The 24,597-nt window shown below is 61.6% G+C and carries 12 protein-coding genes; 11 read left to right on the top strand and 1 reads right to left on the bottom strand.

Features of this window, described 5'->3' with window-relative positions; all coding sequences use genetic code 11:
- Positions 1-394 precede the first annotated feature (394 nt).
- The 6 genes from AB4O16_RS07735 (at position 395) to AB4O16_RS07710 (ending at position 7,208) form a co-directional block, all read left to right on the top strand.
- Positions 395-1,984 (top strand): glycosyltransferase, encoded by a 1,590-nt coding sequence (locus AB4O16_RS07735; RefSeq protein ID WP_460157456.1) that lies wholly within the window; start codon positions 395-397, stop codon positions 1,982-1,984.
- Complete coding sequence (locus tag AB4O16_RS07730; RefSeq protein WP_460157455.1) at positions 1,978-3,282, top strand: glycosyltransferase; 1,305 nt, start codon at positions 1,978-1,980, stop codon at positions 3,280-3,282. Before AB4O16_RS07735 ends, AB4O16_RS07730 begins: the two co-directional genes overlap by 7 nt.
- Positions 3,279-4,145: a class I SAM-dependent methyltransferase gene (locus AB4O16_RS07725; protein ID WP_460157454.1), complete on the top strand. Its 867-nt coding sequence runs from the start codon at positions 3,279-3,281 to the stop codon at positions 4,143-4,145. Before AB4O16_RS07730 ends, AB4O16_RS07725 begins: the two co-directional genes overlap by 4 nt.
- The gene (locus AB4O16_RS07720) at positions 4,142-5,299 is read left to right on the top strand and encodes an acyltransferase family protein (protein ID WP_460157453.1); all 1,158 of its coding nucleotides are present in this window, start codon (positions 4,142-4,144) and stop codon (positions 5,297-5,299) included. Before AB4O16_RS07725 ends, AB4O16_RS07720 begins: the two co-directional genes overlap by 4 nt.
- Positions 5,293-6,126: a class I SAM-dependent methyltransferase gene (locus AB4O16_RS07715; RefSeq protein WP_460157452.1), complete on the top strand. Its 834-nt coding sequence runs from the start codon at positions 5,293-5,295 to the stop codon at positions 6,124-6,126. The genes AB4O16_RS07720 and AB4O16_RS07715 overlap by 7 nt, the downstream gene beginning before the upstream one ends.
- A gap of 386 nt (positions 6,127-6,512) precedes the next feature.
- On the top strand, positions 6,513-7,208 hold the full coding sequence (locus AB4O16_RS07710; protein ID WP_160385435.1) for a response regulator: 696 nt from the start codon (positions 6,513-6,515) through the stop codon (positions 7,206-7,208).
- Between the two features lie 59 nt (positions 7,209-7,267).
- On the opposite strand, the gene AB4O16_RS07705 is transcribed toward AB4O16_RS07710, so the two are convergent.
- Complete coding sequence (locus AB4O16_RS07705; protein ID WP_460157451.1) at positions 7,268-8,776, bottom strand: sensor histidine kinase; 1,509 nt, start codon at positions 8,774-8,776, stop codon at positions 7,268-7,270.
- Positions 8,777-8,848: 72 nt separating this feature from the next.
- Here AB4O16_RS07705 and AB4O16_RS07700 point away from each other — a divergent pair, with 72 nt between their 5' ends.
- From AB4O16_RS07700 to AB4O16_RS07680, 5 genes are all read left to right on the top strand, one after another.
- The gene (locus AB4O16_RS07700; RefSeq protein WP_460157450.1) at positions 8,849-9,178 is read left to right on the top strand and encodes a hypothetical protein; all 330 of its coding nucleotides are present in this window, start codon (positions 8,849-8,851) and stop codon (positions 9,176-9,178) included.
- A 221-nt stretch (positions 9,179-9,399) separates the two neighbouring features.
- Positions 9,400-20,349, top strand: a complete 10,950-nt coding sequence (locus AB4O16_RS07695; RefSeq protein ID WP_460157449.1) for a peroxidase family protein — start codon at positions 9,400-9,402, stop codon at positions 20,347-20,349.
- A gap of 284 nt (positions 20,350-20,633) precedes the next feature.
- Positions 20,634-21,944 carry an MFS transporter gene (locus AB4O16_RS07690; protein ID WP_460157448.1) on the top strand — a complete coding sequence of 437 codons (1,311 nt, stop codon included), beginning with the start codon at positions 20,634-20,636 and terminating at the stop codon, positions 21,942-21,944.
- A 126-nt stretch (positions 21,945-22,070) separates the two neighbouring features.
- Positions 22,071-23,300, top strand: coding sequence for a Zn-dependent hydrolase (locus AB4O16_RS07685; RefSeq protein ID WP_460157447.1), 1,230 nt, complete (start codon positions 22,071-22,073; stop codon positions 23,298-23,300).
- Between the two features lie 120 nt (positions 23,301-23,420).
- A complete protein-coding gene (locus AB4O16_RS07680) occupies positions 23,421-24,446 on the top strand; it encodes a histone deacetylase family protein (RefSeq protein ID WP_460157446.1) in 1,026 nt (341 codons plus the stop codon).
- Positions 24,447-24,597: the final 151 nt, after the last annotated feature.

Here is a 24,597-nt window from a genome sequence, read left to right as displayed (position 1 = left end):
CAATTCCCACAGGCTTTACGGAAAAATCAACGAACCAACAGGGTGGTTCGAAAGACAGGTGAAATGTTTGTTGTAGTTGTTTGGTAGCCAATCTGTGCCATTTGCTCGGCAATTTCAACAGGTCCAACCGTGACTGGTCAGTTCTCGTCAGAGTAGCCCGATTTATTCTCGCCGGGCGGTTCACGAATCCTCAACGGATGTGGTTAGAATGCCCCTCGTCACGATTACCCGGGGTTCGGCAGCGTCGCTTCGAAACTGCGAGAAACTGACCACTAAAACAAGAACGTAGACGGGCAGGAAGACGATGGACGAGCGTCAGTCAACACTGGCTCGAACCGTATCCTCCCCGTCATAGCGTGAGGCTGCCGGGATGGCGGCGTCACCGTGGGATGCCATGAATTTCATTCTTTATTCCGACGTCAACGACAGCTCCATCAGCCAGAGTCTCGGCCGTCCCGAGTACAGTTACTACTTCGTGCTCAAGGCCTATCGACCATTGTTCGAAAGCCTCGGACCGGTGCATGTGGTGTCATCGGCCGCCGAGGTCGATCCGCTGTACCGGCAGTTGCAGCAGGCCGGCCAGGACTGCCTGTTCATTTCGTTCGCGCCACCGCACAAGACCCCCACCGACCTGCAATGCCCGATGGTGTGCGTGGTCGCCTGGGAGTTCGACACCATTCCCGCCGAGCACTGGGACAACGATCCGCGACAGGACTGGAGCCGCACACTGGCACGCCTGGGACGGGTGATCACCTTGTCCACCCATACCGCCGAAGCCATCCGCCGCACCCTGGGCGACGACTTTCCGGTGCTGGTGCTGCCGACGCCTTTGTGGGAGCGCTTCGCCGACATTCGCCAGCAGTATCCCGGCACGCCGGTGAACGCCGGTGCCACGCTGCAGATCAAGGGTTGCATCCTGGACAGCCGCACAATGGGGTTGTCCGCCGATGGTTTGATCGCACCGATCATCGAGCAACCGCCAGTGGAAATCGTTGAGCCGGTACCGGAACCGGAGCCCGAACCGGCACCTCAACCCGCGCCGCCGCTGACCCTGCGTCGACGCCTCTTCATCACCAGGCATTACCTGGTGATGTGGTACCGCGAAGCCGCTCGCGACCTGGTGCCGGATGCCGTTCGCCCATGGCTGGCCAGGCTTCGGACGCGGCCAGCGCTGCCGGTCGAGCCACCAGTCTGCGAAGCGCCCGTTGCCGAGGAACCTGCAATCAGCGCAGCCCCCGTGCAGGATGAACATCCGCAAGCGGCTTTCCCCGACACCAGCGAAACGGTCGAAATCACGGTCGACGGGGTCATCTATGTCAGCGTGTTCAACCCCGATGACGGGCGCAAGAACTGGCACCACCTGATCACGGCCTTCTGCTGGGCGCTGCGTGATGTGCAAGACGCCACGCTGGTGTTGAAGATGACCCAGAACGACCTGTCGACCTATTACGTCGAGCTCATGACCTTGCTGTCCCAGCTCTCGCCCTTCGCCTGTCGCGTGGTGGTCATGCACGGTTATCTGCAGGACGAGCAGTTCGCCCGCCTCTATGGCGCGGCGAGTTACTACGTCAACGCTTCTCGCTGCGAAGGCCTGTGCCTGCCGCTGATGGAATTCATGTCCTGCGCGCGGCCCGTGATCGCGCCGAACCATACGGCGATGCGCGACTACATCGACGAGCGCGTGGCGTTCGTGGTCAAGTCCAGCCAGGAGCCGACGATCTGGCCGGAAGACGCGCGCATTCTCTATCGCACCTTGCGCCACCGTCCGGATTGGGGCTCGTTGAAAAGCGCTTACGAGAACAGCTACGCCATGGCAAAGAACCGGCCGGATGCCTGGCAGGTCATGGCGGATGCGGCCAGCGAACGCATGCAGGCGTATTGCAGCTTCGCGCCGGTGCAGCAGCGGCTGGCGTTGTTCTTCAAACAGGACGCCGTGCGTGACGCCGTACCGGTGGTTGCCGAAACGGGGGCTGCATCGTGCTGATCATCATTCATTCGGAAACCAACAAGAGCAACATCCGGCAGAACCTTGGGCGCCCCGAGTACAGCTACTACTTCGTCCTCAAGGAATTCCGCCCGGTGCTCGAACGGCTGGGGCAGGTGATCGAAGTCAGCAACCCGGACGAACTGGTCGACCGCTTGTATTTCGATTGCCAAAGCCGGGGCGAAGACTGCGTGTTCCTGTCCTTCTCCCCGCCGCATCGCACGCCGGTCCATTACGCATGCCCGACGATCCCGGTGTTCGCCTGGGAATTCAGCACCATTCCCACCGAGACCTGGCAGGGCGAACCGCGGCATGACTGGCGGATGGTGTTGGGCACCAGCGGGACGGCGATCACCCACTCCAGTTTTACCGTGGATGCCGTGCGCGATGTGATGGGCGCCGATTACCCGATCAGTGCGATCCCGGCGCCGGTCTGGGACCGTTTTGCCGCCCGTGGCGAGCTGCTGGAAAAACGCCCGGTCGTGGGCCCCACGCGCCTGAACCTGCGCGGGCTGTTGATCGACAGTCGCACGGCGGACCTGCGCCCCTATGGCCCGGAACGCTTGCGCGAGGGCACGCCGATTGCCTTCGACCAACCGCCACGCGACTGTGAGTTGCTGCTCGAGGGCGTGGTCTACACCTCGGTGTTCAATCCCTACGACGGACGCAAGAACTGGAAGGACATGATCAGTGCGTTCTGCACCGCCTTTCGCGACACGCCCGACGCGACCCTGGTGCTCAAGCTCACGCACCATGACATCGCCAACGCACTGAACGACATGCTGCACCACGTCTACAAGAACCAGTCGTACCAGTGCCGCATCGTGCTGATCCACGGCTATCTGGCCGACATCGACTACGAACGCCTGGTCGAGGCCACCAGTTACGTCGTCAATTGTTCCTACGGCGAAGGGCAGTGCCTGCCGTTGATGGAGTTCATGTCCTGCGGCAAGCCGGCGATCGCGCCGCTGAACACTGCCATGATCGACTACATCGACCGTGACAACGCGTTCATCGTCGAAGGCACCGACGAACTGACCTCCTGGCCCCACGATCCTCGCGCAGCGTATCGCACCCTGCGTTACGTCACCGACTGGGACTCGCTGTGCACGGCTTTTTCCGCCAGCCATGACGTCGCCAGGCACGACGTCGAGCGCTATCAACGGATGTCGGCCCATTCCGTGCGCAGCCTCCGAGGATTCTGCAGCCAGGCCGTCGCCGAGCAACGCCTGAAGGCGGTGTTCGAGCAGTTGCTGGAACGGCGTGAAGCAAGCCCAGCACAAGCGTCGGGCACATGATTCGGCGCCTGCTTGCGAAGTTGCGGCCTGCACCGGTGGTGGTCACCGCGCCCGAACCCCGGGTCTCGCCCAGGGACATCGGTTTGTACGATGCCCTGCTCGACGGCTGGTTTCTCGGTGACAGCGGCGAATTGCTCAAGGGCTTTGCCATCACCGCCGACGACACCTTGCTGGATGTCGGTTGCGGCGAAGGCGTGGCGACCTTGTTCGCGGTCCGCCAGGGTGCTTCGGTGATCTTCACCGACAGCGAGCACGACAAGGTCCGCGATCTTGCCCGGCAAGTGGCCGCGCAATCGGACAAACCGAACCTGGGGCTGGTCAGCAACAGTTTGCCGCTACCCCTGGCCGACGGCTGCGCGAGCAAAGTCGTGTGCATGGAAGTGCTCGAACACATCGATCAGCCAGAGCCTTTCATGGCCGAACTGGTGCGCATGGGCCGCCCCGGCGCGCAGTACCTGCTGAGCGTACCGTCGCCGGTGGGCGAGCATTTGCAGAAAGGCATCGCCCCGGCCAGCTACTTCCAATCGCCCAACCACGTGCAGATTTTTTCCGCCGAACGCTTCGCCGCCCTGGTCGAGGACGCCGGTCTGGTGATTGAACACCGTCAGGCCAGCGGTTTTTTCTGGGTCATGGGCATGATCTTTTTCTGGGCCAGCGAGCGGGCCGTCGGGCGTGACCTGGGCGGTGCGGTGCGTGACCGGATCCAGGCACCGTATCCGCCGCTGATGGAGAGCTGGGCGAAAACCTGGCAGGACCTGCTCGCCCAGCCCGACGGCCTGGCGATCAAGCAGATGCTCGACCGGTTCATGCCCAAGAGCCAGGTGATCATTGCGCGCAAACCTCATGTCCGGGAGGGCGCATGAGCAACGAAAAACGGATCATGGACATCGAGTTGCTGCGTGGCATTGCCGTGCTTGGCGTGCTGTTTCATCACCTGCAGGACAGCCTGTTCGCGGCGGCTGTGCCGCTGTTCCAGGTCATCACCTTGTACAGCCAGCCGTGGTGGGGCGTGGATCTGTTTTTCGCGATCTCGGGCTTCGTCATTGCCCGCAGCCTGATCCCGGCCTTGCGTCGCTGCACAACGCGCCGGGAGTATTGGCAACAGACGCGCAATTTCTGGTTGCGCCGGGCCTTTCGATTGCTGCCGTCGGCCTGGTTGTGGTTGGCGCTGATGTTGCTGGCGTGTCTGTTTCTCAACCGCTCCGGCGCCTTCGGCACGCTGCACGCGAACATTCAGGCGACCCTGGCCGGCATCGCGCAGTACGCCAACTTCCGTTTTGCCGACAGTTTTTATCGCTACGAGTACGGCACCAGTTTCGTCTACTGGAGCCTGTCGCTCGAAGAGCAGTTCTACCTGCTGTTTCCGCTGATGATCGTGCTGTTTCGCAAGCATCTGGTGTGGGCGTTGCTGGCGTTGGTAGCGGTGCAACTGTTCACCTTGCGCACGCCGATCCTGATGGTGGTGCGTACCGACGCGCTGGCCCTTGGCGTGCTGTTGGCGATGTGGAGCGTGCAGCCTTCGTACCTGCGTTGGGAGCCAACATTCCTGCGTCGTCCATGGGCGGGTGTTACCGCGCTGATCGCGTTGTCGCTGCTGCTCGGTTTCATGGCGACGGATCGTTTCACCTTCACTTCCTACCGGATCGGCGTGATTGCGCTGCTGTGCGCGGTGCTGGTCTGGATCGCGTCCTACAACCGCGATTACCTGTTGCCGCGCGGCCTGTTCAAGAACCTGATGACGTGGGTCGGCAGCCGTTCCTACGGGATCTACCTGATCCATATCCCGGCCTACTTGCTGGTCCGTGAATTCATTTTCCGATTACAGGCTGCCGGGCTGCCCAGTCCGGCTGGCCATCCGATTCTGATGTTGCTGATGGCTGGCGGCCTGATCGTGCTGCTGAGCGAACTTAACTATCGCTACATCGAAATGCCCATGCGCAACCGCGGCGCCTCGCTGGTCAAGCGCCTGGGCACCTCCCGAACAGCCGTCTCATCCTCTGGAGCCACCTCATGCTGAGCCTTTTGAAGAAACTCACGGCGGGCTCGCCCGCGCCTGTGCAGCCAGAGACACCGCCTGCGCCAGCCTTGGTGGAAAAGGTCGACCCCTACATGCTCGGCCTGCACGACGCGATGCTCAGCGGCTGGTTCAATCAGCAGACCGGCGAGCTGTTCACCGGTTTCCAGGTGACGCCTGAGGACACCTTGCTCGATGTCGGCTGCGGCGACGGTGGCAACGTGCATTTCTGCGGAATGCGCGGGGCGAAGATCATCATCGCCGATATCGACGCGGCCAAGGTCGAAGCGACCCGCCAGCGCCTGGGCGATACACCGGCCCGTGACGTCGAATGCCACGTCACCGACTGCAACCCGCTGCCGATTGCCGACGCGACCGCCACGCGGGTGGTGTCGACCGAGGTCATCGAGCACGTGGATGATCCGGCGCAGTTCCTCGCTGAACTGGTGCGCGTCGGTAAACCGGGCGCGCTGTACCTGCTGAGCGTCCCGCATCCAAGCTCGGAAGATCTGCAAAAAGATATCGCCGCGCCTGTGTATTTCCAGAAACCCAACCACATCCGCATCATCAGCGAAGAGCAGTTCAAGGCCATGGTCAGCGATGCCGGCCTGGAAGTGATCAGCCACAGCCAGTACGGATTCTACTGGTCGATGTGGATGCTGTTGTTCTGGGAAGCCAAGGTCGATTTCAGCAACCCTGACCATCCATTGCTCAACCATTGGGCGGACACCTGGCAAGCGATCCTGGCCTCGCCACGGGGCGCACAGATCAAGCAGGCGCTGGATGCGGTGGTCGCCAAGAGCCAGGTGATCATTGCGCGTAAACCCTGATCGAAGCGTTGTGGAAGCGACGGCCTGCAACGGGCCGTCCGGCACAGCCTTCGATGCCGTCCCGTCATCACAGGGCCGCTACTGCCTCCATAAATGGGGCATTACACCCACTCCACCGGGCGGTTACCACCAGGTTTGAGGAAAATCCCCCCCTCATCCTTTCTCTCGTTTGAAACATTAAGAAACATTGTGTTCATTCATCTGGGCTTTATCTTCTCCCTGAGGTAATGGCTCATTTGTTGCATTCCCTCTGGAGCCCCAATAACTGTCCTCGCGGGCATCATGGAGACGATGGCGCTGCCGGATTCGGCATGACGCGAGGGGTGAAAAATGAAACGCGCGCGACGCCACCATGCAGCTACATCGCCTCTCATGAGGAGCTTCTTATGAGTTCCATAATCAAGATTGGCATTGTTGACGATCACCCGCTGTTAAGGGATGGGGTCACAATGGCGCTGAAGAAAATAGCGGATTTTGAGGTGGTCGAGCAGGGCGGGTCCGCCGATGATGCCTTGGACATTGCCGCTCGTTTTGCTCCGAATGTGTTGCTGATGGATGTCAATATGCCGGGCGACAGCTTTGCTGCCGTGCGAGCGATTTCGGCCTCTTCGCCGGCCGTTAAAATTTTGATGCTGACGGTATCCGAGTCCATCGAGGACGCCTATTCCGCCCTCGAAGCGGGCGCGCAGGGATATGCGTTGAAAGGCATAAGCGGTCTTGAGCTTGTACAGGCCATCAGAAATGTTGCCGGGGGTGAAACCTTCATCACAACCAAACTGGCCAGCAAGCTGTTAAGCAATATCAGAAAGCACACGGGGGACAAGCAAAAGTTCGAGCTGACCCATCGTGAAGAACAGGTTATCCGGGAAGTATCGAAGGGCCTGACCAACCGCGAGGTTGCTATCAAGCTTGAGCTCTGCGAGAAGACCATCAAGCACTACATGACGAATGTCATGTACAAGCTACACGTTCGTAACCGCACGCAGGCGGTCGCAGCAGTGCTACGGCATTGGGAGGGTGACCATGTATCCAGCCTGTGCGGTGCTCTTCAACGCCGCGATTTGAATGACAACGGAAGCTGAATAACGAGCCATATGCGCTTGCGAGGACTTGAGCACAACGATCATTCGTGTCCAGGGCATCAGATTTTGAACTGCGCCCTGGCTTTGGTTCCGGCTTGGGGTGCCGATTCAATGATGAATACTCCTCCGAGGGATTCGACGCGATAGCGCATGCCGACAAGGCCCAGATGAGTTTTACCCCGACCTGGCACACTTGGTTTCTCGCTTGAAATGCCCACTCCCGCATCCTCGACTTGTACTTCCAGCAGCCCTTCGGTATGAGAGGCGCTGAGTTTTTGGCCTATGCCTCCTGCGTGAATATAGGCATTGTTCAACGCTTCCTGGGCGAAGCGGTAAATACCAATTTTAAGCGCGATCGGTACGTCGTCCGGAAGAGTATCAAGCGCCAGATCCACGCGCGTCTCGGTTCGCTCTTCGTGCCGCTCGGCAAGCAATACCAGTGCATCGTGCAGGGTCAGGTCATTGACTTCCGGAAGTGCCAGGCCGAGTGATATTTCCCGGACTTCGTTCAAAGCATCCTCACCGGCACGTTTGATCATTTCGAGGGCTTCTACATCGGCGACGCCTTGCGAATCTCCGAGCTCTTCAAGGCGAAGGAGAATGAGAGACAACAGCTGGGCAGGACCATCATGAAGATCTGCCCCGATCCGACGCAGGGTGAGTTCATTGATTCTGGAGAATTCGCGATTGGCCTTAGTGACTTTGCGCTGAAGGGCAGCATTGTTTGAGTGCAACCTGGCTTGCTCATTCATTCGCCATTTAAGTGCTGCTTCATGCTGTTTTATTATCTTGTCGTCACGCCGAACAATAAAAAACAACAGCAAAATCATCGCCGTTGTTGCAGTGCCAACAATTACCCATACTTTCTTGCGAACGTTATTGATCTCGCGCTGTAATGCTTCCGCGGTTTCGTAGAACTCGCCAACCGCAATAATCTTTCCAGTCCCCGCTTCGCGCAGTGGAGCAAAAATTTCATAGAGCGGAATATTCAGGCTTCGCTCAAAGGCATCCTCAATATCATCCACCGTATAACCTTCAAGATCATTGTCCAGCTCTGTATGGATCTTGCCCGCCAACGCCTGTGAGATTTCCTCTGTCGGAAAGGTTTTCCGGACCGTGGATTTGTCAGTGCTGTAGACAATCGTGCCGTCTGGAAACCAGATCTTCACCGAGACAACATGTGTACTGAGCGAGGTGCTGGACAGCAGGCGATCAATGGTCTGGATAGTTTCATCGGGGAGTTCTTTGGCAGTGGTTAATCCCTGGACGAAAGGTTCGAGAAAGTTCTGCATATAACGCGCGCCCGTCTCTGCCGCCGTTTGAACAGTTGCATCTTCGATGCTCTGGCTTACAAGGTTGCCAACGAACGTCATGGTCAAACCCAGAATGATTGTGGCGCAGATTACGAACTGGATTGAGCGGCTTAAATGGCGCAATTTCGCACCGGTGCCCTGTCTCCCTGACACCGCGCCACTGGACTTTTGGTCAGTGTCTGATTCGACCAAGGTCTGATCCGATTCGTTGACCAAGGTCTCGGAATTTGACTGGGCTTTCGTCTCTGTACACATCCGGGTAGCCCCTCAATACTCATTTTCAATGGAGTGTAAAGCTGGCGTTTGAAGTTGAAGGTGGGAGGCGTGATGAGTGTTTTAAAAAGATTCTCAAACAGTCTGGATAATCGCTACTTCCGGCAACAACAGCCGGGGGTTATGACCAATAGCGTGGGTTTCAATGATTTCCTGACTGCTTCACCGAACGTGTGGAATCCCTCTCCAATACATACTAGTCAACTCGTAGTCGATGCCAGCTTTCTCATGGACAAAAGGCTTGTTGATGAAGCCGCATGGACGCAGAACCGTGCCATCACCCTTCAGGAAGTCCCGGACCATGGTGAGCTTCGCGAGCCTGTTCCGGCCAATGACAGTTGCACCTTCTATTCAATCCGCGCTCATGGGCCGTCGCCTCCCTGAGGCGCAATACCTGCCTGTAGATACGGTTGTCATGGGGAATTGATCCTCAGTCGAGCACTGCTGATTGCACGCAATTTGGCAAGGGTTCGGTGCGCCCGTAGTACCAGGTCCCGTCGTTCAACTTTCGATTTTCATCTATGGGGTTCAGCACTAAACCACGCGTTTGCAGCCGGGTTTTATGCGCGTGGTTTCCTGATTGGTTAAGCATCGAGGAAACAGCCATGGCCAGCTTCATCAAGTCCGATCTCGAATTCATTCTCGAACAAATTTTCATCGCGGAACGGCATGCATCAGGCGCGAGTCTGGCTGACTTGCTGCAGAACGTAGAAGTACCCTTCGGCCTGCGCACCGTCTCCGGCATCGACAACAACCTGGCCAATCCCCAGTTCGGTGCCGCCGACAATTTCTTTCCGCGCATGACGACGCCGGTGTTCAATACCGCGCAGGTTCAGCCGGTCGGCTTCTTCGGTCCCACCGATCCTGGCGGAACCACGCCGACCTCCTATCTGCAAACCAGCGGTTTTGTCTTCGATTCGCAGCCGCGCACCATCAGCAACCTGATCGTGGACCAGACGGCCAACAATCCGGCGGCAGTCGCGGCCGCAGCGGCCAATCCGGATTCACAGCTCGTCACCAGTCCCGGCCTGGACGGCCTGTTCGGCACCGCCGACGATGTCTCCGTGTTCCAGATCCCCAATATCACGCCGGACGCGGCCCTGACCGTGCCGTTCAACCAGTGGATGACGTTCTTTGGCCAGTTCTTCGACCATGGCCTGGACCTCGTCACCAAGGGCGGTAGCGGCACAGTCTTCATTCCGTTGCAGCCCGACGATCCGCTTTTCGTGCCGGGCAGCCCGACCAACTTCATGGTGCTGACGCGCGCCACCAATCTGCCCGGCCCCGACGGCATCCTCGGCACCGCCGATGACATCCATGAGCAGAGCAACACTACCTCGCCGTTCGTCGACCAGAACCAGACCTACAGCTCGCATCCCTCGCATCAGGTTTTCCTGCGCGCCTATGAGCTCAATGCCGCCGGCGACCCGGTCGCCACCGGCAAGCTGATCACCAATCGTGACCTGGGCGTCGATGGGCATTTTGGCACCGCCGATGACGTTGAAATCGGCGGCATGGCCACCTGGGCAGTCGTCAAGGCCCAGGCCCGTGATCTGCTCGGCATCAACCTGACCGATGCGGATGTGTTCGATGTACCGCTGCTGGCGACCGATGAATACGGCAACTTCATCAAGGGCCCCAACGGCCTCCCGCAAGTCGTGATGAAGGGCGTGGACGGCATAGCCGGCACGGCCGATGACGTGCTCGTCGAGGGTAATCGGGCCGCGCCAATCAGCCTGACGAACGCCGTGCGCACCGGTCACCAGTTCCTCATCGACATCGCCCACAGCGCCGATCCGACCGGCGGCCTGACGGCTGACGCCGACACCGTCATTGGTGGCCCGCAAGCCCCCGGCACCTACGACAACGAGTTGCTGGACAAGCACTACATTGCTGGCGATGGCCGGGTCAACGAGAACATCGGCTTGACCACGGTGCACTCCATCTTCCACAGCGAGCACAACCGCCTGATTGACCAGACCAAGGAGACGGTACTGGCCTCCGCCGACCTCGATTTCCTGAACAAGTGGCTGATGCCCGACGCCCAACTGGCGGCGTTACCGGTGACGCCCGCCGACATCGCGGGCCTGCACTGGAACGGCGAACGGTTGTTCCAGGCCGCCAAGTTCGGCACCGAGATGCAATACCAGCACCTGGTGTTCGAGGAGTTCGCGCGCACCATCCAGCCGCAAGTGGACGTCTTCCTGGCGCCTATGGGCAATGACACCACCGTCAATCCGGCGATCGTCGCCGAGTTCGCGCACACGGTGTTTCGCTTCGGCCATTCGATGCTGCTGGAGACAGTCGATCGTTTCGACCCCAACTTCAACGTCGTCGGCGACGGCAATCCGGCTGACCCGGGCAATCAACAGACCGGCCTGATCGCCGCCTTCCTCAACCCGCTGGAGTTTGCTGCGAGCGGCCCCACTCCTGAGGAGGCGGCTGGCGCCATCGTGCGCGGCATCACGCGGCAAGTCGGCAACGAGATCGACGAGTTCGTCACTGACGCTCTGCGCAACAACCTGGTCGGCCTGCCGCTCGACCTGGCCGCGCTCAACCTGGCGCGCGGCCGCGAAGTCGGCATCCCGTCGCTGAACGAGGCGCGGCGCGAGTTCTACCACATGACCGGCGACAGCCAGTTGACCCCCTACACGAGTTGGGCTGATTTCGTGCAGCACATGAAGCACCCGGAATCGCTGATCAACTTCATCGCCGCCTACGGCACACATTCAACCATCACTGGTGCTACGACGCTGGCGGACAAGCGTGCCGCGGCCGCGGACCTCGTGCTCGGCGGTGCCACGGCGCCAGCTGATCGCCTGGACTTCCTGAACAGTACTGGTGCCTGGGGCAGCAATGCCGGCGCGGACGGTATTCTGCACACAGCAGATGATGTGACCACCACCGGCCTTGACTCCATCGATTTCTGGATCGGCGGGCTGGCCGAGGAGAAGATGCCCTTTGGCGGCCTGCTGGGTTCGAGCTTCAACTTCGTCTTCGAAACCCAATTGGAAAATCTGCAGAACGGCGACCGATTCTACTATCTGGCGCGTACTGCGGGACTCAACTTCGGCACTGAGCTTGAGAACAATTCGTTCGCCAATCTGGTGATGCTCAACAGCGACGCAACGCACCTGCCGGCTAACATCTTCCAGACGCCAGCCTTCATCCTGGAGGTCGACCCGACACATCAGTTCAACCCGAGTGTGGTGGCCGGCCCCGACGGTATCGTCGGCACGGTCGACGATCTGCCCGCCAACGCCGACCCCTTTGGCCCGTCGGACCACCCGATTGGCTCACCACGGATTGATCATTTCACGCCGCTGGTGATCCGCGACAACCCCGATACAGTGGGTCCGGATACCAACTACCTGCACTACACCGGCGGCGATACGGTCGTGCTTGGCGGCACGGCCGGCAACGACATCCTCATTGCCGGCGACTCGGACGACGACACCGTCTATGGCGACGCCGGCAACGACCGCCTCGACGGCGGCTACGGCAACGACAACGTCTTTGGCGGTGCCGGCGACGACATCATCACCGACATCGGCGGCAGCGACACCCTGCGCGGCGAGGACGGCAACGACGTCATCCAGGCCGGCAACTCGACCCTCGGCCTCAACAACCTGGTCTTCGGCGGCGCTGGCAAAGACTTCATCATCACCACCGAAGACATCACCATGACCTTCGCCGGCGCGGGCGACGATTTCATCCTCGGCGCCAAGGTCAATCTCGCGCCGACCGGCAACGAAGGCGACGACTGGATCGAGGGCGGCACCCAGGACGGTGCGCCCGGCGATAACATGAGCCCGACCTTGTCCGACGATGTACCCGGCAACGACATCTTCATCGGCACCGGCGGATTCGATGAAATGATCGGTGAGGGCGGCGACGACACCTTCGTCGCCAGCGATGCCCAGGACAAGATGGACGGCATGTCCGGGTTCGACTGGACCACCTACAAGAATGACAAGTACGGCGTGACCGTCGACATGGTCGTCCCGTTCTTCAGCCCCTATCACGCGGTGCCCGATGCGGCGGGCAATATCGTGGGCGCAGTGGCGCAATCGCCCGATGCGGTCTATGACAGGTTCGCGGAAGTGGAGGGCCTGTCGGGGTCGGCCTTCTCCGACTTCCTGCGCGGCGATGAACAAAACGCGGCCATCATCGCCAACATCACGGCCAGGGGCAGCGTCCTCACCAACTTCGATCTCGTCAGCGGCCTGCGGGCCTTCGTCGGCAGCGCCGGATTCGGTGCCGACGGTATCGGGGGCACGGCCGACGATCAGTTCGGCGCGGGCAACATCATCCTCGGCGGCGATGGCAGCGACATCATCGAAGGTCGTGGCGGCAGCGACCTCATAGACGGCGACAAGTGGCTCAACGTGCGCATCAGCGTGCGTCAGAACATCGATGGCACCGGGCCGGAAATCGCCACCTTCGACAGCATGACGCCAATGATCCCGCTCATGCTCAACGGCACCTACAATCCCGGCCAGCTCGTCGCCGTGCGTGAGATCCTGTCGGGCGCGGGCGGCTTCGACACCGTCAACTTCCTGGGCCCGATGGCGAACTACACAGTCGCCGTCAACGATAACGGCACTGCGCTCAATTTTGCCGACGATATCGTCACCGTGACCGACAATGTCGGCAAGGAAGAAACCGACCGTCTCACCCACATCGAGCGGCTGCAGTTCTCCGATCAGTCCATGGTCCTCGTGCCCGGGCTCAACGCCGAGCCGGTGGGCGCGCTGACGGTGGATAACACCGCACCGACCGTTGGCCAGATACTGACCGTGTCGGCGGCCGGCCTCACCGATGGCGACAACGCAGGCGGGGCGATCCACAACTCCATCAGTTACATATGGCAGTTTGAAGCGACACCGGGCTCGGGCGTCTTCGAGGACATCATCCTCGGCCCAGGCCGCATCGGTATCGGATTTACAAGAGCAGACGCTCCCACGCTCACGGTGACGGCGGATCTTGCCGGCCTGGCAGTGCGTGTCAAAGGCATCTATGCGGACGATCATGGCGTGACCGAGCAGGTATTCTCGGCACCGACCACGGCCGTAGTGGCCGGGGCGCCGGCCCCAGCAGCGGCACCTTCGCTGATCGATCCGCAAACCACGGCCCCCAGCAACGGTGTGCGTTACACGCAATCCGACCTGGCGTTCATCCTTGACCAGATCAAGATTGCGGAACATCACGCGGCAGGTGAGAACCTGAACTCGCTGCTGCCGAACATACGAGTGCCGTACGGTTTGCGCACGGTCGAAGGGACGGAAAACAACCTGCTCCATCCCGAGTTCGGTGCCGCCGATAACGTATTCCCGCGCCTGACCACGCCGGACTTCCGCCCGGCCGATGCCGGCACGAGCTACACCCAGACCAGCGGCCTGGTGATCGACTCGGCGCCGCGCACCATCAGTAACCTGATCGTCGACCAGACTGCGAACAACCCGGCGGCGGTTGCGGCCACCTTCGATCCCGGACTGGATGGCGTCCTCGGCACCGCTGACGATGTGCTCAAGGCCGGTGCCCAGGTGGTGACCGGAACTCGCACCGACGGCACGACGTTCGAGACCTTCTTCGATCCGAACGTGAGCCCCGACGCGGGCCTGACCGCGCCCTTCAACCAATGGATGACCTTCTTCGGGCAGTTTTTCGACCATGGCCTGGACCTCGTCACCAAGGGCGGCTCGGGCACCGTGTTCATTCCGTTGCAGCCCGATGACCCGTTGTTCGTGCCGGGTAGTCCGACCAACTTCATGGTGCTGACGCGCGCCACCAATCAACCCGGCCCCGATGGCGTTCTGGGCACCCCCGATGACATCCACGAGAACACCAACACCACTTCGCCGTTTGTCGACCAGAACCAGACCTACAGCTCGCATCCTTCGCACCAGGTGTTCCTGCGCGCCTATGAACTCAACGCAGCGGGCGATCCGGTGGCCACCGGCAAGTTGATCGAAAATCGTGATCTGGGCGCCGATGGCGTGTTCGGCTCTGCCGACGACGTCGAGATCGGCGGCATGGCCACCTGGAAGGTGGTCAAGGCGCAAGCCCATGATCTGCTCGGGATCAATCTCACGGATGCCGATTTCAACAACGTGCCATTGCTGGCGACCGACGCCTACGGCAATTTCATCAAGGGTCCGAACGGTTTTCCACAGGTGGTGATGTTGGGCCCGGACGGCATAGCCGGCACGGCCGACGATGTGCTCGTCGAAGGTAATCCGGCGGCGCCCATCAGCCTGGTCAACGCCGCGCGCACTGGCCATGCCTTCCTCAACGACATTGCGCACACCGCCGTTCCGGTGGACGACCAGACCGGCGCAGCGCTCCTGCCCGATGCGGACAATGTCATTGGCGGTACGCCTGCGCCGGGCTTCTACGACAACGAACTGCTGGACGCGCACTACATTGCCGGCGACGGTCGGGTCAACGAGAACATCGGCCTGACCACCGTCCATTCGATCTTCCACCATGAGCACAACCGCCTGGTCGATCACACCAAGGAGGTGGTCCTGGCGACAGCGGCAAGCGGCGATGTGTCGTTCCTCAACGAGTGGCTGCTGACGCCCGTCACTGCCGTTCCCGCCGACACCTCGACTCTGGACTGGAATGGCGAGCGCCTGTTCCAGACGGCGAAGTTCGGCACCGAGATGCAGTACCAGCACCTGGTGTTCGAGGAGTTCGCGCGGACCATCCAGCCGATGGTCGATCCCTTCTTCGCCCCGGGCCAGGTGTACGACACCGCGATCGATCCGAGCATCGTTGCCGAGTTCGCGCACACCGTGTATCGCTTCGGGCACTCGATGCTGCTGGAGCAGGTCGACCGGCTGGATCCGAACTTCGCCTCGAGCGATATCGGGCTGATCCAGGCCTTCCTCAATCCGCTCGAGTTCGCGGGCAGCGGCGCCACCCCGGAAGAGGCGGCCGGTGCCATCGTGCGCGGCGTGACCCGCCAGGTGGGCAACGAGATCGATGAGTTTGTCACCGAAGCCCTGCGCAACAACCTGCTCGGCCTGCCGCTCGACCTGCCGGCCATCAACCTGGCGCGCGGCCGCGATACCGGCGTTCCGTCCCTGAACGCGGCGCGGCGGGAGTTCTATGGGCCCACCGGCGACGCAGAGCTCAAGCCCTACACGAGCTGGGCCGATTTCGTGCAGCACATAAAGCACCCGGAATCGTTGATCAACTTCATCGCCGCCTACGGCACGCACTCGACCATCACCGGCGCCACCACGCTGGCGGACAAGCGCGCCGCGGCTGCGGACCTGGTGTTAGGCGGCGCGACCGCGCCGGCCGACCGCGTCGACTTCCTCAACAGCACGGGTGCCTGGGCCAGCAACGCTGGTGCGGACGGCGTGTTGCACACGGCAGACGATGTGACCATCACCGGCCTGGATGCCGTCGACTTCTGGGTTGGCGGGCTGGCCGAGGAGAAGATGCCCTTTGGCGGCATGCTCGGCTCGACCTTCAACTTCGTCTTCGAGAACCAGATGGAGAAACTCCAGGACGGTGACCGCTTCTACTATCTGGAACGCACCGCCTCGATGGACTTTGGCGCTGAATTGGAGAACAACACGTTTGCCAATCTGGTGATGGCCAATACCGACGCAACACACCTTTCGGCCAGGGTTTTCCTGACACCGGCCTACACCCTGGAGGTCAATCAGGCGCACCAGTACAACCCGAGTGTGATTGCCGGTCCCGACGGCATTGTCGGCACCGCCGACGATCTGCCGGCGAATGCCGATCCCTTTGGTCCGTCGGACCACCCGATTGGCTCACCGCGCACTGACTTCCTCACGCCGCTGGTGATCCGCGACAACCCCAACACAACGGGCCCGGATACCAACTACCTGCACTACACCGGCGCCGACACGGTCGTGCTGGGCGGCACGCCCGGCAATGACATTCTCATTGCCGGCGACTCGGACGACGACACGGTCTATGGCGATGCCGGTAACGATCGGATCGATGGCGGCTACGGCAACGACCAACTCTTTGGTGGTACCGGAGACGACATCATCACGGACATGGGCGGCGACGACGTCATCCACGGCGAGGACGGCAACGACGTCATCCAGGGCGGCAACGGCCTCAACCTGATCCTCGGCCAGGCCGGCCAGGACTTCATCATCACCGGCGAGGACGCGGCCGACACCAGCGGCGGCCTGGGCAACGACTTCATCCTCGGCAGCAAGGCGAACGAATTCGCGCGCGGCGGTGAGGGCGACGACTGGATCCAGGGTGGATCCGCCGATGGTGTTGCCGGCGACAACTTCGACCCGTTCGGCAACGACCCGATCAATGGCAACGACGTCTTCATGGGCGATGGCGGGCCGGACAACTTCGACGGGGAGGGCGGTGATGACATCATGATCGGCAGCCCCAGCGAGGCGGACCGTTTCATCGGGTTCTCCGGTTACGACTGGGCGGACTACAAGGATGATCCTGCCGGCGTGACCATGGGCCTCAACTCCAGGCTGCGCTTCTTCGATCAGCCGGCGGTGCCTGGTTCCAACGCGTCGATCCTGGCCCGGCTGGACTTGGTGGAAGGGCTGTCGGGGTCGGCCCACGCCGATTTCCTCAGCGGCGATGACTCCACTGCCGACTTGCTCGCCATCGCTGGCGCCAAGGGCAGCGTGCTCACCAACTTCGACCTCATCAGCGGACTGCGGGACTTGGTCGGTAGCGCGGGCAACGGCGCGGATGGTATCGCCGGCACCGCCGACGATAAGTTCGACGGCGGCAACATCATCCTGGGTGGCGCCGGCAGCGATTTCATCGAAGGCCGTGGCGGCGATGACCTCATCGACGGCGACAAGTGGCTCAACGTGCGCATCAGCGTGCGGCAGAACATCGATGGCAGCGGGCCGGAAATCGCGACCTTCGACAGCATGACGCCGCTGGTGCCGCTCATGATGAACGGCACCTACAACCCCGGCCAGCTCCAGATCGTGCGCGAAATCCTCACGGCGACCGGTCCCGCCTTCGACACGGCGCTGTTCTCCGGCAATCGGGTGGATTACACCGTGGTCGAAAATGCCAACGGTACCGTTACGGTCACCGACAGTGTCGCTGGCAGGGACGGCACCGACACCCTCAGCCATATCGAGCGTGTGCAGTTCTCTGACCAGTCGATCGTGCTTGGCGGTTTGAACTCCGGGCCAGTCGGTTCGCCGCGGATCGACGATCCCACACCCGCCACCGGCCAGGTGCTGACGGTATCGGCCGCAGACATCACGGATGCCGACAACACGGCGACCGGCGGCGCGATCACCGGCCCCATCAGTTACTTCTGGCAGTTCGAAGCGCGCCCGGGCTCGGGTGTCTTCGAAGACATCACCTTCTTTGCCGCCGGCGAGGTCGCGCGCGCGGAAGGCACGACCGTCACGGTGGGCTCTGAACTCAGGATCGCACCACCGGCGACCCTCATTGGCGCCGTACCGGCAATCCCGGAACTCGTCGTGGCAGCCGGGCTGGCCCTGCGCGTCAGGGCGGTCTACAAGGACGCCAATGGTGTGCTGGAAGAGGTGTTCTCGGCGCCGACCGCACCGATCACGGCGGCCGGCACCGGCACCGTCAATGTCCTGCCGATTGGAACGATACTGATCAGCGATACGACCCCCGCGAAAGACTCGGGCCTGACCGCCACGGATGCGTTCACCGACGCCAACGGAACCACGACCTCGGTGATTGCCCATCAGTGGCAAATGGGCAGCGGTGCGATCTTCACCGACATCGCCGGCGCGACGGGCACGACCTTCACGCCCGGCCAGGCGCAGGTCGGTCAGCAACTGCGTGTCGTCGCGACGTACACCGATGACCTCGGCACACTTGAGCGAGTCATCTCTGCCGCAACGTTCGTGGTCAGTGATGTGTTTGTCGGTACCGCCGGTGTCGATGTATGGACCGGCACGGCAGGGGACGACGTGGCCAGCGCAGGTGCTGGCAACGACATCCTGAGCGGCTTGGGCGGTAACGACATCCTCCATGGTGACGCGGGCAACGACTTCCTCATTGGCGGTACGGGTAATGACCAGATGCTGGGCGGAACCGGCAACGATACCTACCGCGTCGATTCAGTCGGGGACGTGGTGACCGAGTTGGCCGGCGAGGGTGCGGATTCCGTACAGACCACGCTGGGCAGCTACACACTGGGCGCCAATGTCGAGCACATGATCTTCATCGGAACCGGCAACTTCACCGGCAACGGTAACGCGTTGAACAACGTCATCACCGGCGGGGTGGGTAATGACACCCTCAACGGCGCTGACGGCAACGACACACTGATAGGTGCCGCCGGCAACGACTTCCTCAATGGCGGTGCGGGCAATGACCGGATGGTCGGTGGCGCCGGCAACGACACCTTCCGCGTCGATTCGAGCGGGGACCTGGTGACCGAGGTGGCAGGTGAAGGTGCGGATTCCGTACAGACGACACTCAATAGCTACACATTGGGTGCCAACGTCGAGCACATGATCTTCACCGGAACCGGCAACTTCACCGGCAACGGCAACGCGTTGAACAACATCATCACCGGCGGGGTGGGTAATGACACCCTCAGCGGCGCTGACGGCAACGACACCTTGCTCGGTGGAACCGGCAACGACTTCCTCAATGGTGGTGCGGGCAATGACCGGATGGTCGGTGGCGTCGGCAACGACACCTTCCGCGTCGACTCGACCGGGGACCTGGTGACCGAGGTGGCGGGTGAGGGTGCGGACTCCGTACAGACGACACTCAACAGCTACACCCTGGGTGCCAACGTCGAGCACTTGATCTTCACCGGCGTCGGCAACTTCACCGGCAACGGCAACGCGTCGAACAACGTCATGACCGGCGGGGCGGGTAATGACACCCTCAGCGGCGCTGACGGCAACGACACCTTGCTCGGAGGAGCCGGCAACGACTTCCTCATTGGCGGTGCGGGCAATGACCGGATGGTCGGTGGCGTCGGCGGCGACACCTTCAACGTCAATTCAACCGGGGATCTGGTGACCGAGGTGGCAGGTGAAGGTGAGGACTCCGTGCAGACGACACTCAACAGCTACACCCTGGGTGCCAACGTCGAGCATATGATCTTCACCGGCGTCGGCAACTTCGTCGGTACCGGCAACGCGTCGAACAACGTCATCACCGGCGGGGTGGGTAATGACACTCTCAACGGCGCTAGCGGCGGCGACACCTTGCTGGGCGGTGCAGGCAACGACATCCTCGATGGTGGTGCCGGCAACGACGCCATGACGGGTGGTGCCGGCAACGACACGATGTTTGCCAGCACTGGCGACGATGTCTTCGTGTTCGCAGCGGCCTTCGGCAACGATCGGATCATCGGCTTTGATACCGATGCGGCGGGAGGCCAGGACCTGCTCAATATCGCCGGTCTGAACATCACGGCAGCGACGTTCAACAGCAGTGTCAACGTCGTCGATCTCGGTGCGGATACGTTGCTCAACTTCGGCGCTGATTCCATCACCCTGGTCGGTGTGGCCGACGCAACAACCGTCACTGCCTCGGACTTCATTCTGGCCTCTTGAGGTCCTGGCAAGTCCTGTCGCAGGGAGCGTGCACAGCAGAGGGGAGGGCAATGGATGCCCTCCCTTTCTCATTCCATTCAATTGCTGGAACCGAGCGTCTGGTGCACGTCGCACTCGGCTGCGGCTGCGTTGATTATAAGTTGGCGTAATACTTCGAATAACTAATAGAAAATTGACTAATCATGGTCCCGGAACGAAAAATCATCCCCAGACCGACGCCGTCAGAGCGCCGCGGATTTGCCGTTTCTCTCCTGCCAGAAAAATAACCAAAGGAGTCCCGACCCATGAAGCCTCCCGCTTCGTCCCAGCCGCGCCGTGCGGCAGCCGCTGCCTTCATCGGCACCATGATCGAATGGTACGACTTTTACATTTACGCCACCGCTGCCGCGCTGGTGTTCGGCGCGCTGTTCTTCCCCTCCGACGACAAACTGTTCAGCACCATGGCCGCGTTCGGCACCTTCGCCGTGGGTTTCTTTGCGCGGCCGTTGGGCGGAATCGTCTTCGGTCATATCGGCGACCGCATCGGCCGCAAGAAGTCGCTGATCATCACCTTGTTGATGATGGGCGTGGTCACGGTGTGCATCGGCTTGCTGCCGACCTACGCACAGATCGGGGCCGCAGCGCCGGTGTTGCTGATTCTGTTGCGCATCGTCCAGGGCATCGCCGTGGGTGGCGAGTGGGGCGGGGCGGTGTTGATGGCCGGCGAGCATGCGCCGAAAGGCCGACGCAACTTCTTCGCCTCGTTTGCGCAATTGGGCAGCCCGGCGGGTTTGATCCTCTCGCTGCTGGCCTTCAGCGCCGTCACCCGCCTGCCGGAAGAAGACCTGATGAGCTGGGGCTGGCGCCTGCCGTTCCTCGCCAGTTCGCTGTTGCTGCTGGTGGGCCTGGCGATTCGCCTGGGGGTCAATGAGTCGCCGGAGTTTCTTGCCAGCCGCGAACTGGCCAGCAAAAACAAACGCAAGGAGCAGGCGCCGGTCATGGAAGTGCTGCGCACCGCGTGGCGTCCGCTGCTGTTGTGCATCGGCGCCAACACGCTGGGGATTGCCGGGGTGTATTTCACCAACACCTTCATGATCGCCTACACCACCCAGCAACTTGCGCTGCCACGCTCGCTGATCCTGGAGTGCCTGTTCTTCGTCGCGATCATCCAGTTCTGCATTCAGCCGCTGGCGGCCTGGGTTGCCGAAAAGATCGGTGCAACCCGCTTCCTGTGCCTTGTGTCGCTGCTGGCCATGGCCTCGCCATACCCGATGTTCGTGCTGGTCAGCTCGGCCCAGGCACCGCTGATCATCCTCGGCATTGCCCTGGCGGTGGTGTGCATGGCGTCGTTCTACGCGGTGATCGCCGGCTACGTCAGCGGCATGTTCGAGACCCGCGTTCGCTACACCGCGATTTCCCTGGCGTATCAGATTTGCGGCGCCGTGGCCGGTGGCCTGACGCCGTTGATTGGCACGATGCTGGCGCACAGGTTTGCCGGCCAATGGTGGCCGATGGCGGTGTTCTACAGCCTGATCGCCGCGACTTCGCTGGTCTGCGTATTGTCCCTTGCCCGTCGCCATGCCAGCGCTGAACGCGTTGAGCTAGCCACCCATTGACCCTGTAGGAGCCGGCTTGCTGGCGATTGCGGCGGAACAATTGTCATCGATGTCGCCTGACAAACCGCTATCGCCAGCAAGCCGGCTCCTACAAAGATCGTCGTTTCTAATTTGCAGGAGAAACTCATGTTGAAGATTAATGGCGAACGCCTCTGGGCGAGTCTGATGGCAATGGCCGAAATCGGCGCCACCGCCCGAGGCGGCAGTTGCCGCCTGGCCCTGAGCGATGAGGACAAGGCCGGTCGCGAGCTGTTTGCCCACTGGTGCCGCGAAGCCGGCATGACCCTGAGCGTCGATGCCATCGGTAACCTGTTCGCCCGCCGCGCCGGCACCGATCCGGACGCTGCGCCGGTGATGATGGGCAGCCACCTCGACACCCAGCCCGAAGGCGGACGGTTCGATGGCGTGTACGGCGTGCTCGCCGGCCTGGAAGTGGTGCGCTGCCTCAACGATCTGGGGATCCAGACCCGCAAGCCGCTGGAAGTGGCGGTGTGGACCAACGAAGAAGGCGCACGCTTCACCCCGGCCATGTTCGGTTCGGCGGTGTTCACCGGCATCATGGCGCTGGACGCCGCGCTGGCGGTGCGCGACATCGACGGCATCAGCGTCGCCGAGGCGCTGCAACGCAGCGGTTATGCCGGCGAGCGTCCGCTGGGTGGCGCGGTGGATGCCTACTTTGAAGCGCACATCGAGCAAGGGCCGATCCTCGAAGACAACGCCAAGAGCATCGGCGTGGTCAGCGGCGGCCAGGCGATTCGCTGGCTCGACGTGCGGGTCGAAGGCATGGCGGCCCACGCTGGTACGACGCCGATGCCGCTGCGCAAGGATGCCTTGTACGGCGTGGCGCAGATGATCGAGGCCATCGAAGACCTGGCGGCGGACTTCGCCCCCGAAGGCCTGACCACGGTCGGTGAATTGAGCATCAACAAATCGTCGCGCAATACCATTCCGGGGCTGGTGAATTTTACCGTCGACCTGCGTCATCACCGTGATGAAACCATCGAGGCGATGGAGCAACAGGTCCGTGCGCGGCTTCAGGCGATCGCCGACGCTCGCGGTTTGAAACTGGCGATCACCCCGCACTGGATCAGCCCGGCGACACCCTTCGACGCTGACTGCGTGGCAGCGGTGCAACAGGCCGTGGACGGGCTGGGCTACGCTCAGCAGTCGATCGTCAGCGGTGCCGGGCATGACGCGATCCACCTGGCACGGTTCTGCCCGACGGCAATGGTGTTTATCCCTTGCGTGGGTGGCCTGAGCCACAACGAAGCTGAAGACGTGCTGCCTGAAGATGTGCGGCAGGGTACGGATGTGCTGCTTAACGCGGTGCTGGCCCGCGCATTAATCGTTGAATAAACACAATTCCCATGTGGGAGCGAGCCTGCTCGCGATTGCGGTGGATCAGTCGCCATCAATATTGAATGTGCTGCCCTCATCGCGAGCAGGCTCGCTCCCACACAGACAGGTATTCTCTCCATGCGCAGTTTTTTCCACCCCGAACAATTGCTCCACCACCCACGCAGCTACTACTCCCGTGGCCAGATGCGCACGCCGCAGGAAGTGCCGGAGCGTGCGCAGCGTCTGGTGCAGGCGTCTCACGCATTGGGTTTCAAGGTCGAGCAGCCGGCCGATGCCGGGCTCGATCCGCTGCTGGCGGTGCACGGCGCGCCGTACCTGGCGTTCCTGCAGGAAGCCCATCAGCGCTGGAAAGAGATCCCCGAAGACTGGGGCGACGAGGTCATGTCGAACATCTTCGTGCGTGAACCCAATGCCCTTCGCGGGATTCTCGCCCAGGCGGCGCGCTATCTGGCCGATGGCAGTTGCCCGGTGGGCGAGCAGACCTGGCGTTCGGCCTACTGGTCGGCGCAAAGCGCCATCGCCGGTGCCCGGGCGTTGCTCGATGGCGAGCCCGCAGCCTATGCCCTGTGCCGTCCGCCCGGCCACCACGCCCGGGCCGAAGCGGCGGGTGGTTTCTGTTATGTGAACAACGCGGCGGTGGCGGCCCAGGTATTGCGCGGCGGTTTTGCGCGGGTGGCGGTGCTCGATACCGACATGCATCACGGGCAAGGGATCCAGGAGATTTTCTACGATCGTGATGACGTGCTCTACGTTTCCGTGCACGGCGATCCGACCAACTTCTATCCGGGGGTCGCAGGCTTCGCCGAAGAGCGCGGTGCCGGGGCGGGTGAGGGTTTCAACCTGAACTTGCCGATGGCCCATGGTGCCAGCGAGGCGGATTTCCTCGGGCAACTGGATGTAGCGTTGAAGGCAGTAACGGACTTCGGTGCCGAGGTGCTGGTGCTGTCCCTGGGCTTCGATATTTTCGAACTGGACCCGCAAAGCAAAGTGGCAGTGACGCGCGAAGGGTTCGGCTTGCTCGGTGAGCGGATTCGCAGCCTGGGGTTGCCGTGCCTGATCGTGCAGGAGGGCGGGTATCACCTGGAGAGTCTGGAGGATAATGCCAAGGCATTTTTTGTGAATGCCGAGGTGTGGCAGCTCTGAGTTAATTGCTGTCCGGGATACCGCCATCGCTGGCAAGCCAGCTCCCACAGGTTTCGCGTCGTCCACATATCTGCGGTTCTGCTCGGACACTGTGGGAGCTGGCTTGCCAGCGATGAACGATAACGCGGTCTGTAAGTGCCCTACGGCACTT

It is taken from the genome of Pseudomonas sp. S2_H10, from assembly GCF_054668285.1.
The sequence above is the reverse complement of the archived record's forward strand: the minus strand, read 5'-3'. Positions and strand labels throughout refer to the sequence as shown.

Excerpts from the sequence above, each read along its gene's own strand:
- AB4O16_RS07735 (WP_460157456.1), top strand. The coding sequence starts at position 395 with ATGAATTTCATTCTTTATTCCGACGTCAACGACAGCTCCATCAGCCAG.
- AB4O16_RS07725 (WP_460157454.1), top strand. The coding sequence starts at position 3,279 with ATGATTCGGCGCCTGCTTGCGAAGTTGCGGCCTGCACCGGTGGTGGTC.
- AB4O16_RS07720 (WP_460157453.1), top strand. The coding sequence starts at position 4,142 with ATGAGCAACGAAAAACGGATCATGGACATCGAGTTGCTGCGTGGCATT.
- AB4O16_RS07715 (WP_460157452.1), top strand. The coding sequence starts at position 5,293 with ATGCTGAGCCTTTTGAAGAAACTCACGGCGGGCTCGCCCGCGCCTGTG.
- AB4O16_RS07710 (WP_160385435.1), top strand. The coding sequence starts at position 6,513 with ATGAGTTCCATAATCAAGATTGGCATTGTTGACGATCACCCGCTGTTA.
- AB4O16_RS07705 (WP_460157451.1), bottom strand. The coding sequence starts at position 8,776 with ATGTGTACAGAGACGAAAGCCCAGTCAAATTCCGAGACCTTGGTCAAC.
- AB4O16_RS07700 (WP_460157450.1), top strand. The coding sequence starts at position 8,849 with ATGAGTGTTTTAAAAAGATTCTCAAACAGTCTGGATAATCGCTACTTC.
- AB4O16_RS07695 (WP_460157449.1), top strand. The coding sequence starts at position 9,400 with ATGGCCAGCTTCATCAAGTCCGATCTCGAATTCATTCTCGAACAAATT.
- AB4O16_RS07690 (WP_460157448.1), top strand. The coding sequence starts at position 20,634 with ATGAAGCCTCCCGCTTCGTCCCAGCCGCGCCGTGCGGCAGCCGCTGCC.
- AB4O16_RS07685 (WP_460157447.1), top strand. The coding sequence starts at position 22,071 with ATGTTGAAGATTAATGGCGAACGCCTCTGGGCGAGTCTGATGGCAATG.
- AB4O16_RS07680 (WP_460157446.1), top strand. The coding sequence starts at position 23,421 with ATGCGCAGTTTTTTCCACCCCGAACAATTGCTCCACCACCCACGCAGC.